Origin of the sequence: Variovorax sp. 22077, assembly GCF_052044195.1 — a bacterium.
GTDB lineage: Bacteria > Pseudomonadota > Gammaproteobacteria > Burkholderiales > Burkholderiaceae_C > Variovorax > Variovorax atrisoli.
The window spans coordinates 1-702 of the sequence record NZ_JBQEQC010000092.1; the positions used below are offsets into that span (position 1 = coordinate 1).

The 702-nt window shown below is 70.9% G+C and carries 1 pseudogene; it reads left to right on the top strand.

The features are described from left to right. Window positions 1-702: pseudogene (locus ACTJLF_RS34640) on the top strand (RHS repeat-associated core domain-containing protein); the annotation flags it as partial.

Sequence of the window (702 nt, forward strand, 5' to 3'; positions counted from 1 at the left end):
CGCCGCCGGCGGGCACACCCTACGCGCTGCAATGCATGCTCGATCGCTTCGGCCGTCGCCAGCGCTACGAGCGCGATGCCTGGGGCCGCATCACTGCCATCGTCGACGGCGTGGGGCGGCGCTACGGCCTCAACCTGCGCCAGCTGTACCCCGCCAGGCCCGCCCAGGGCCTCTGGCTGGCCGACAGCGGCTGGCGCTTGACGGGCGTCGACCTCCTCAGTGATCCTTGGGTGCCCGGCGCCAGCGAGCCCATCCCGCTCGTGCGCTACGGGTACTCCGAAGCCGGCGACCTCCTCACCGTGCACGACCGCGCCGGACGCCTCGTGCGCGAGTTCGCCTGGCAAGCCCACCTCATGACCGCTCACCGCCACCTGGGCGGACCGCGCCACAGCTACCGCTACGAGCGCCTGGCACCGGGTGCTCGGGTGATCGAGCACGCCAACGAGCAGGGACTGGCCTACAGGTTCGAGTACGACCGGAACGACACCGGAAAAACCACTCGCGTCACCGACAGCCTTCAGCGCGTGGACATCTATCGCTTCGAAGGCGCGGCGGGGCTGTCGCGCCTGGTCGAACATGTGCGGGCCGACGGCACCACGGTGCGCTACGCCTACGACTCCGCCGGGCGCATGGTGCAGGCCGTCGATCCCCTGGGGCGCACCACACGGCTGCGCTATGACGGCGAAGGCCGCCTTCTGGGCA